Raw genomic sequence first — 9061 nt, 5'->3', positions numbered from 1 at the left:
TCCGGCATCGCCCACCTCCACAACATCATTCTGCTCGGGTGACACCGCAACCGTTGACCGGCAACGCCATCACCGAGTTACGAGACATCCCTTAGAGTGCCGTGGACTTCGTTGTGAAAGGTTGCCGATGCCCGACGACACCCCCACCCTCGACCTGCTGTCGCTGCTGCCGCAGGAGTGGCGTGCCGTGCTCACCCCGCACCTCGACCCGGCCCGGACGGCGGCGCTGGCCGAGTTCGTCGCCCACGAGTACGCCACCCAGACCGTCTTTCCGCCGCTGGACGATCTCTTCTCGGCCTACCGGCTGTGCGGTCCGCAGCAGTGCCGGGTGCTGATCCTCGGCCAGGACCCCTACCACAAGGCGGGGCAGGCGCACGGGTTGAGCTTCAGCGTCCGCGAGGGGGTGTCCGTGCCGCCGTCGTTGCGCAACGTCTTCAAGGAGCTGAGCGAGGACCTCGGTGTGCCCAAACCGCGCAGCGGCAACCTGGACGGCTGGGCGGCGCAGGGTGTGCTGCTGCTCAACGCGGTGCTCACCGTCCGGCAGGCCAGCCCCGGTTCGCACGCGAACAGGGGGTGGGAGGAGTTCACCGACGCGACGATCCGGGCCCTGGACGCCCGGGACGAGCCGGTGGTCTTCCTGCTCTGGGGCGGCTACGCCCGCAAGAAGGCCGCCCTGGTCACCAACACCCGGCACGTCGTGCTGGAGGCCGGCCACCCGAGCCCGATGAACCCGCGCGGCTTCCTCGGCAGCCGCCCGTTCAGCGCCACCAACAAGGCCCTCGCCGACGCGGGTGCGCCCCCGATCGACTGGGAGCGCACGGCCGGCTGACCCGCCCACCCCGCCGCCCGCCCACCCGGCCCGCCATACCGGTCGCCCGGCCCGCCCCTCGCGGCCACCTGGCCCACCGTTCTCGGCTGTCGGCCGCCCGGCTCACCTCCTCGGTCACCGGCCACCTCCCTGGCTCACCTCCCTCGGCCCGCTGCCCAGGGAGGTGGCCGGTGACCGAGGTGTGGGTTGAGTCAGGTGCGGTCGGCGGCTGAGCGTTGCCGGTGTCGGCGCAGCAGGGCGGCGGCCTGCGGGTCGGTCAGCTCCACCATGACCAGCGGGACCACCCGGTAGCCGCGGCCCCCGTGTCGCACCTCGATCGCCTCCGGGAACTCGTCGCACAGTTGGGCACGGATCCCGCCGTACCGGGTCATCCAGTAGTGCTCGCCCGGCTCCTGCGGCTCCAGGTACAGTCCGCCGAACTCCCGCCACCTGGCGTTCCAGCGCTGCCCGTAGGCGGCTTCCAGCCAGGCCGTGAACCGGGCGGAGTCGCGCCACCGGACGGCGATCTCGACCGCGTCGACCGGTACCGGCGCGCCCTGGAGCAGTGCGGCGGTGCCGCCGGTGACCAGGTGGGGCAGATCGCCCAGCCGCTCCAACATCCGGTCCAGCCCCAGCTCGTCGATCCGCTCGTCGAGCGACCGTGCGGCAAGGGCGTCCATCCGGGCGTCGAGGTGGCTGTCGAGCGGCTCGGCGGTAACGGCGAGTTGTTGGCCGAGGGCGGCGAAGAGACGCTCCACCAACGGGAGGGCCGGCACCCGTTCCCCGCGCTCGATGCGGGCCACCGCGCTCTGACTCGTCCCGGCTCGATCCGCCAGTTGCTGCTGGGTGAGCGCGGCGGCATGGCGTTCCCGGCGCAGCAGGGCGGCGATCTCTGTGGTGAGGCGACCACTCTCAGGCATCCCAGCATGATGAGGTGATGGCGGTAACCGTTATGCCTGTGCGTCATAAAAATGACGGAGAGGCATAACGGTTACCACGGACTGCTACACCCCGTTCCGGCCCACCCCACCGTCTACACCCCGTTCCGGCCCACCCCACCGTCTACACCCCGTTCCGGCCCACCCCACCGTCCTGCGTCCTGCGGCCGGCCCCTCCCGACGACCGGCTCCGGCGATGGCGGCACCGGCGTTGCCCGACCGGGGGTGGGGCGGGCGTGGGCGTGACTGGCGGGCGGGGTGTGGGCGGGCGGGGTGTGGGCGGGCGGCGCGGACGGACGGCTAGGCTGGCTTACCGTGCTCGTACTGGTGGTGGACTCCTCGACCCCCGCGGTCACCGCGGCGCTGGTCGAGGTCACGGCGGACGGCGTCGCGCTGCGGGCGTACCGGTGCACGATCGATGCCCGGGCCCACGGTGAGCTACTCGCCCCGCAGGTCGAGGCGGTGCTCACCGACGTCGACGCGCGACCGGGTGACCTCGGCGCAATCGTCGCTGGGCTCGGCCCCGGTCCCTTCACCGGGCTGCGGGTCGGCCTGGTCACCGCCGCCACCATGGGCCAGGTGCTCGGCATCCCCACGTACGGCGTCTGCTCGCTCGACGGCATCGCCCACCCCACCACGGCGGATGCGTCGCCCGGCCACGCCGTGTCCGGTAAGGCCGAAGCCAGCAGCGCCACGGCCGGGCCGGCCGGAACCGGCGACGCCACGGCTGGACAGGCCACAGCCGGCGACGCCACGGGCGGACAGGTCGGAACAGGCGGGGCGACGGTCGGCGACGCGGCGGCGGGGGAGCGGCGGGTGCTGGTCGCCGCCGACGCCCGGCGCAAGGAGGTCTACTGGGCGGTCTACGACGGCGACGGCCAGCGGATCGTCGGGCCGGAGGTGGACGCCCCGGCGGTCGCCGCCGCCCGGGCCCGGGAGTTGGCCGTGACCGTCGCGGCCGGCGACGGTGCCCACCGCTACGCCGACGTGCTCGGCCTGCCGCTGTGCGCCGAACCCCGCTACCCCGACGCCGTCGCGCTGGTGACCCTGGCCGCCGAACGGATCCGGGCGGGTGCCCCCGGCGAGACGCTCACCCCGTTGTATCTGCGCCGCCCGGACGCGGTCGCGGCGACCAGCCGCAAGTCGGTGCTGCCGTGACGGTACGCATCGACCGGTTCCGCTGGTGGCACGTCGCCGAGGTGCTGCCGATCGAGGAGGACCTGTTCGGTGCCGAGCAGTGGTCGCCGGCGATGTTCTGGAACGAGTTGGCCAGCGGCCACTACTACCGGGTCGCCCTGGACACGGACGGGTCGTTGCTGGGCTACGCGGGTCTGACCGTCGACCCGGACGGCGAGTCGTGGGTGCAGAACATCGCGGTCCGCCGGGACGCCCAGCGGCGCGGGATCGGCCGGGCGCTGCTGGTGGACCTGCTCGCCGAGGCGGCCCGGCGCGGGATCGGCAGCGTCCTGCTGGAGGTGGCCGTCGACAACGCCCCCGCCCAGCGGCTCTACGCGACGTACGGGTTCGAGCCGATCGGCGTACGGCGGGGCTACTACCAACCGAGCAACACCGACGCGCTGGTCATGCGGCGTGACGCGGAACCGGCCGCAGACGGGACGGACCATGGCTGACGAACCGCTGATCCTCGGCATCGAGACCTCCTGCGACGAGACCGGGGTGGGCATCGTGCGCGGGCACACCCTGCTCGCCGACGCGCTCGCCTCCAGTGTGGACGAACACGCCCGGTTCGGTGGGGTGGTGCCCGAGGTGGCCAGCCGGGCACACCTGGAGGCCATCGTGCCGACCATGGACCGGGCGCTGCGCGAGGCGGGGGTGACCATCGCCGACATCGACGCGATCGCGGTCACCTCCGGGCCCGGCCTGGCCGGTGCCCTGCTGGTCGGGGTGGCCGCCGCCAAGGGTTACGCGCTGGCCGCCGAGAAACCGGTGTACGGGGTGAACCACCTGGCCGCGCACGTCGCCGTGGACACCCTGGAGCACGGCCCGCTGCCCGCGCCGGCGATCGCGATGCTGGTCTCCGGTGGGCACTCCTCGCTGCTGCTCGTCGACGACCTGGCCCGGGGGGTGACCCCGCTGGGCGCGACCATCGACGACGCGGCCGGGGAAGCGTTCGACAAGGTGGCCCGGCTGCTCGGCCTGCCCTTCCCGGGTGGCCCGTACATCGACCGGGAGGCGCGGTCCGGCGACCCGGCGTCGATCGCCTTCCCTCGCGGCCTCACCGCCGCCAAGGATCTCGCCGCCCACCGGTACGACTTCTCCTTCTCGGGACTGAAGACGGCGGTGGCCCGCTGGGTGGAGGGCCGGCGGCGCTCCGGTGAGCCGGTGCCGGTGGCCGACGTGGCCGCGTCGTTCCAGGAGGCGGTCTGCGACGTGCTCACCGGCAAGGCCCTCGCCGCGTGCCGGGCACACGGGGTGGACACTTTGGTCATCGGCGGGGGAGTGGCGGCGAACTCACGGCTGCGGTCGATGGCCGAGCAGCGGGCGCAGCGGTACGGCATCCGGGTCCGGGTGCCCCGGCCGGGGTTGTGTACCGACAACGGGGCGATGGTCGCCGCACTCGGGTCGCACCTGGTGGCCGCCGGGGTACGCCCGAGCCGGCTGGACCTGCCCGCCGACTCGGCGTTGCCCCTGACCACGGTCAGCGTGTGACGGGAGGGGCGACGTGATCGTACGGATGTGGGAGGCGCGGGCCGAGTCGTACGGCTTCGCCGACCTGATCACCTGGGTGTGCGAGACGGCGCTGCCGGAGTTCGAGCACGATCCGCTGCACCTGTCCAGTGAGGTCTTCTCGTCCACCGACCACCGGGTGGTGGTCATCTCGAAGTGGCGCAGCAACCCCCGCGCGTTGCCTGATCCGCCGGCCACCCTGGTCGCCCGTCCCCCGCACTCGTGGGATTTCACCCAGGTCGACCGCTGACCGACCGCCCCCAACCCGGTGCGCCCGGACAGCCGGCCGTCCCCAACCCGGTGCGCCCGGAAGTCGGCCACCCCGGCCGGAAAATCGGCCGCCCCGGCCCGGACAGCCCGACGGCCCGCCGGCGGTGGTGCCGCCTGCGGGCCGTCGGGTCAGGTGCGTGGGGTCAGCTGCGGCGGGTGATCCGCCAGGTGGCGTAGCCGCCCGCGCCGAGCGCGAGCAGGAAGACCGCCCAGACGACGGTGGTGCTGATCGCGACCGACGGGCCGGCGGCCCCGGCCTGGGCGGCGGCGACCAGCGAGTCCTGCTGCGCGGCCGGGATCGCGGCCGGCGGCATCTGCTGCCAGCGGACCAGGCCGGTGCTCTCCAGCATGGCCATGTGGTCGTTGACGAACTTGTTGGCCTCGTCGGCGAGCTTGCGGACGGTGTTGTCCCGGGTGCTGGCCCGGACCGCGCCGATCACCGGGAAGATCTTGCCGTGGGCCACCCGGAGCCGGGTGACGAAGATCTGGTCGAACTGAGCACCGGAGGCGTTCTGCATTTCGGTCAGCCACCCCTTCTGCTCGGTGGTGGGGTCGCTCGGCAGCGTCGCGCCCAGCTTGTTGGCGGCCTGCACCACCAGTTCGTCGAGGACGCCGTGCTGCCGGGCGATCTCCGCGCCGACCTCCCGTACCCGCGCGGACTGGCCCTTGTCGGCGGCCATCGTGCCGGCCGGCATCTCCCACAGGCCGGCCAGTCGAACGCCGTTGAGCAGCGCCACGTCGGCGGCGTTCATCTGGACGCCGGGAGCGGCGACGGCCATGCCGGGTAGCACGACCAGCCCGGCCAGGAAGGTGACGACCAACACCGCCACCCGGTGGGTCCGGTGCCCTCGCCGACGACGTACGGAATCCAGCGATGCCATGCTGCGGTGCCTCCTCGATCCGGGCCGACCTGTCCTGCCGGGCAGCGACCTGCCGGCTGCCCGTCCGTCCACTGGTACGGACTGTCGGGCCGATCAGTTCACCGGGTGGCGCACGAGTCGGGAGGTATCCGTTCAGGCGGCGTCGAGCGGGTCGGCGAGGAGCCGTTCGAAGGCCAGCTCGGCCGCGCCGATCAGGGCCGCGTCGTCACCGAGTTTGGGGGTACGCAGCCGGACGTGTTCCAGGCAGGCGGGCAGCCCGGTCTCGTTGAGCCGGCTGCGGACCTGGGCTGCGGCGGCGAGGTAGAGGTCCCGCATGGTGCCACCGAAGATGACCATCTCGGGGTTGAAGATGTTGACCAGGTTCGCCACGCCGAAGCCGAGCCAGTCACCGGCGTGCCGTACGGCGGTCTGGGCGCGGGCGTCACCCCGGTCGGCGGCGTCGAACACGGCCAGCAGCGCGTCGCGGCCCCGGGCCTCGGAGCGGCCGGCGGCCCGCAGCAGCCCGTACTCGCCGATCTGGGTCTCCCAGCAGCCCCGTGAGCCGCACTCGCAGGGCGTGCCGTCGCGTACCACGACCATGTGTCCGACCTCGCCGCCGTAGCCACCGTGGCCGGTCAGCCGGCGGCCTCCGGCGATGATGCCGGCACCGACGCCGACGTCCCCGTAGAGGTAGATGACGTTGTCGCAGCCGGCGGCGACGCCCCGGGCGTGTTCGGCGAAGGCGGCGACGTCGGCCACGTTGCCGACCGTGACCGGCAACTCCACGCCCACCTCGGCGGCGAGCGCCGCGCCGATCGGCTCGTCCACCCACCCGGTGGTGGGGCCGAGTCGGACCAGCCCGTCGGCCTTGCGGACCATGCCGCAGACGGCGACCCCGGCGCCGACGCAGACCGACCCGGGTGCCACCCGTTCCCGCATCTGCTTGAGCGCGCCGGCCAGCATCGGGGCGGTCTCCGCGGCGTCCAGGTCACGCGGCCGGTCCAGCTCACGGCGGTCGAGCACCTCGCCGCCGAGACCGACCCGCGCGGCCCGCAGCCGGTCCACCTCGATCGAGTACGCGTACGCGTAGACCCGGGCCGACTCGGGCCGGACGACCAGTGAGGGTCGTCCGGCCCGGCCGGTCTCCTTGGGCGTGCCCTCGCTGACCAGCCCGGCGCCGGCCAGGTCGGAGGTGAGCGCGCCGATGGTGCTGCGGTTGAGGCCGAGGGCGGTGGTGAGTTCCGCGCGGGAGGTGGCGCCGTGCACGTGGACGTGCCGGAGCAGGGCCCCGAGGTTCTGCCGCCGGATCTCGTCCTGGCTCGGTCCTACCCGCATCGTTGGTGGCACCCCATGTCCCGCCGGTGGCGTACGCGGATCAGCGGGTGCCGGAGGCGGAGGCGCGGCGGCGCGACAGCGCGTCCACGCTGGCCGCGAGGAGCAGCACCACGCCGGTGACGACGTACTTCACCCCGGCGCTGTAGCCCATCAGGCCCATGCCGTTGTCGATGACGGCGACCACCGCGCCACCGAGCACGGCGTCGAGGACCCGGCCCTTGCCGCCGAAGAGGCTGGTGCCGCCGATCACCGCTGCGCCGACAGCGTAGAGCAGCACGTTGCTGCCGCCGGTGTTCGGGTCCACCGAGTTGGCCCGGCTGGCCGCGACGATGCCGCCGATGGCCGCCATGGACGAGCAGATCACGAAGACCGAGATGCGGATCTTGTCGACGTTGATGCCGGCCCGGCGGGCGGCCTCCTTGTTGCCGCCGACGGCGTAGACGTGCCGGCCGTAGCTGGTGCGCTGGAGCACGAAGGTCCAGACGATCAGCAGCACCGCGATGACCGGCACCACGATCGGTACGCCCTTGAGCGAGTTGATCAGGACGTTGCGGCTGCGTTCCTGGTTGAGGATGTAGACCGCGATGCCGAGGATCAGGGTCAGCCCGCCGATGCGGGCGAGCACCACCGCCATCGGGTCGGTGGTCAGGCCCCGGGACAGCCGCTTGCGGTGGCGCAGCAGTTGCACGGCCGCGTACCCGCCGATGGCGATGGCGGCCAGCGCCCAGCCGAGGGTGGGCGGCAGGTTGCGGTTGGCGATCGCCACCAGCACCTCGTCGTTGACCGAGATGTTGGCGCCCCCGCTGATCAGCATCAGCACGATGCCCTGGAAGGCGAGGAAGCCGGCCAGGGTGACCACGAAGGACGGGATGCCGATCTTGGCGACCAGGAAGCCGAGCACGGTGCCGATGACCACGCCGGTGAGGATCGCGGCGAGCACCGCCACGTACCAGGGGTAGCCGGCCTTGGTGGCGACGTTGGCCAGGACGGCCGCGCAGACCCCGCTGGCGAAGCCGGCCGAGAGGTCGATCTCGCCGAGCAGCAGGACGAAGACCAGCCCCATGGCGATCAGGGTGACCGCCGCGCCCTGGGTGAACAGGTTGGCGAAGTTGCCGGCGGTGAGGAACGACGGCCGCATGACCGAGAAGACCGTGCAGAGCACGATCAGCCCGAGTACGGCGGGCAGCGCGCCGATGTCGCCGCCGCGTACCCGGCCCCAGTAGCCGCGGAGGTGGCTGCCGACGGTAGGCGGTGGCGTGACCGCCGCCGGGCCTTCCTTGCGCACGGCGGTGGTGGTCATCGAACGCCTCCTGCAGTGGTGTCGGCGGGTCCTGCGCCGTTGCCGGCGGTGACCGGCTCGCCGGTCAGACCGAGATTGCCGGAACGACCGGCGGTGATCAACTCGACGACCTGTGAGTGGGTGATGTCGGTGGTCTTCACCTGGGCGACCATCTGGCCGAGGTAGAGCGCGGCGACCCGGTCGGACACGGCGAAGACGTCGTTCATGTTGTGTGAGATCAGCACCACGGCCAGCCCGTTGTCGGCCAACCGGCGGACCAGTTCGAGCACCTGGGCGGTCTGGGCGACGCCCAGCGCGGCGGTCGGCTCGTCGAGGATGACCAGTTTGCTGTTCCAGAGCACCGCCTTGGCGATGGCGACGGTCTGCCGCTGCCCGCCGGAGAGGCTGGAGACGTGCTGGCGCAGCGACTTCACGGTCCGTACGGAGAGCCCGGCCAGGGTTTCCGCGGCCATCTGCTCCATGGTCGGCTCGTCGAGCACCAGCCCGCTGTGCTTCTCCCGGCCGAGGAACATGTTCTGCACGATGTCGAGGTTGTCGCAGAGCGCGAGGTCCTGGTAGACGACCTCGATGCCGAGCGTGGCGGCGTCGCGGGGGCTGTTGATGCTCACCGGTCGGCCGTCGAAGAGGAACTCACCGGCGTCGGCCGGGTAGATGCCGCTGATGCACTTGACCAGCGTGGACTTGCCGGCGCCGTTGTCGCCGACCAGTGCGGTCACCTCTCCGGCGTGGGCGGCGAGGGCGACGTCGCGCAGGACCTGGACGGGACCGAAGCTCTTGTCGATCCCGCGCAGTTCCAGCAGGGGGGTCGCGGACACGGGGGTCTCCTTCGTACGGAGGGAAGATCTCGGGACCCGTCCGGCGG

10 protein-coding genes are annotated in these 9061 nt (G+C 72.6%); 5 read left to right on the top strand and 5 right to left on the bottom strand.

Features of this window, described 5'->3' with window-relative positions; genetic code table 11:
* Positions 1–127: 127 nt before the first annotated feature.
* Entirely contained in the window at positions 128–829 is a 702-nt protein-coding gene (ung, locus tag AB0C22_RS14570; protein WP_357535252.1) for a uracil-DNA glycosylase, read from the top strand.
* Positions 830–1020: 191 nt separating this feature from the next.
* Here the strand turns inward: ung and AB0C22_RS14565 are convergent, their stop codons facing one another.
* Complete coding sequence (locus AB0C22_RS14565) at positions 1021–1728, bottom strand: helix-turn-helix transcriptional regulator (protein ID WP_357535250.1); 708 nt, start codon at positions 1726–1728, stop codon at positions 1021–1023.
* Positions 1729–2061: 333 nt separating this feature from the next.
* On the opposite strand from AB0C22_RS14565, the gene tsaB reads away from it, so the two are divergent.
* The 4 genes from tsaB to AB0C22_RS14545 are packed head-to-tail and all read left to right on the top strand — an operon-like array spanning position 2062 to position 4684.
* Positions 2062–2904 carry a tRNA (adenosine(37)-N6)-threonylcarbamoyltransferase complex dimerization subunit type 1 TsaB gene (tsaB, locus tag AB0C22_RS14560; protein ID WP_219464701.1) on the top strand — a complete coding sequence of 281 codons (843 nt, stop codon included), beginning with the start codon at positions 2062–2064 and terminating at the stop codon, positions 2902–2904.
* On the top strand, positions 2901–3377 hold the full coding sequence (gene rimI, locus AB0C22_RS14555; protein WP_219464699.1) for a ribosomal protein S18-alanine N-acetyltransferase: 477 nt from the start codon (positions 2901–2903) through the stop codon (positions 3375–3377). The genes tsaB and rimI overlap by 4 nt, the downstream gene beginning before the upstream one ends.
* Complete coding sequence (gene tsaD / locus AB0C22_RS14550; protein ID WP_208567944.1) at positions 3370–4416, top strand: tRNA (adenosine(37)-N6)-threonylcarbamoyltransferase complex transferase subunit TsaD; 1047 nt, start codon at positions 3370–3372, stop codon at positions 4414–4416. The genes rimI and tsaD overlap by 8 nt, the downstream gene beginning before the upstream one ends.
* A 13-nt stretch (positions 4417–4429) precedes the next feature.
* Entirely contained in the window at positions 4430–4684 is a 255-nt protein-coding gene (locus tag AB0C22_RS14545; RefSeq protein WP_208567945.1) for a hypothetical protein, read from the top strand.
* Positions 4685–4847: 163 nt separating this feature from the next.
* Here the strand turns inward: AB0C22_RS14545 and AB0C22_RS14540 are convergent, their stop codons facing one another.
* The 4 genes from AB0C22_RS14540 to AB0C22_RS14525 all read right to left on the bottom strand — a co-directional run bounded on the left by AB0C22_RS14540 (position 4848) and on the right by AB0C22_RS14525 (position 9014).
* On the bottom strand, positions 4848–5585 hold the full coding sequence (locus tag AB0C22_RS14540; protein ID WP_219464697.1) for a DUF4142 domain-containing protein: 738 nt from the start codon (positions 5583–5585) through the stop codon (positions 4848–4850).
* 132 nt (positions 5586–5717) lie between these two features.
* Positions 5718–6899, bottom strand: a complete 1182-nt coding sequence (locus tag AB0C22_RS14535) for an ROK family protein (protein WP_219464696.1) — start codon at positions 6897–6899, stop codon at positions 5718–5720.
* Between the two features lie 40 nt (positions 6900–6939).
* On the bottom strand, positions 6940–8199 hold the full coding sequence (locus tag AB0C22_RS14530; protein ID WP_208567948.1) for an ABC transporter permease: 1260 nt from the start codon (positions 8197–8199) through the stop codon (positions 6940–6942).
* Entirely contained in the window at positions 8196–9014 is an 819-nt protein-coding gene (locus tag AB0C22_RS14525; protein ID WP_208567949.1) for an ATP-binding cassette domain-containing protein, read from the bottom strand. The genes AB0C22_RS14530 and AB0C22_RS14525 overlap by 4 nt, the downstream gene beginning before the upstream one ends.
* Positions 9015–9061 lie beyond the last annotated feature (47 nt).

Origin of the sequence: Micromonospora sp. NPDC048894, assembly GCF_040649765.1 — a bacterium.
Taxonomy (GTDB): Bacteria; Actinomycetota; Actinomycetes; order Mycobacteriales; family Micromonosporaceae; genus Micromonospora; species Micromonospora antibiotica.
This window is presented reverse-complemented; position numbering and strand designations above follow the sequence as displayed.

What these genes read in the sequence shown, in the direction of transcription:
- ung (WP_357535252.1), top strand. Translation starts at nt 128, where the DNA reads ATGCCCGACGACACCCCCACCCTCGACCTGCTGTCGCTGCTGCCGCAG.
- AB0C22_RS14565 (WP_357535250.1), bottom strand. Translation starts at nt 1,728, where the DNA reads ATGCCTGAGAGTGGTCGCCTCACCACAGAGATCGCCGCCCTGCTGCGC.
- tsaD (WP_208567944.1), top strand. Translation starts at nt 3,370, where the DNA reads ATGGCTGACGAACCGCTGATCCTCGGCATCGAGACCTCCTGCGACGAG.
- AB0C22_RS14540 (WP_219464697.1), bottom strand. Translation starts at nt 5,585, where the DNA reads ATGGCATCGCTGGATTCCGTACGTCGTCGGCGAGGGCACCGGACCCAC.
- AB0C22_RS14535 (WP_219464696.1), bottom strand. Translation starts at nt 6,899, where the DNA reads ATGCGGGTAGGACCGAGCCAGGACGAGATCCGGCGGCAGAACCTCGGG.
- AB0C22_RS14530 (WP_208567948.1), bottom strand. Translation starts at nt 8,199, where the DNA reads ATGACCACCACCGCCGTGCGCAAGGAAGGCCCGGCGGCGGTCACGCCA.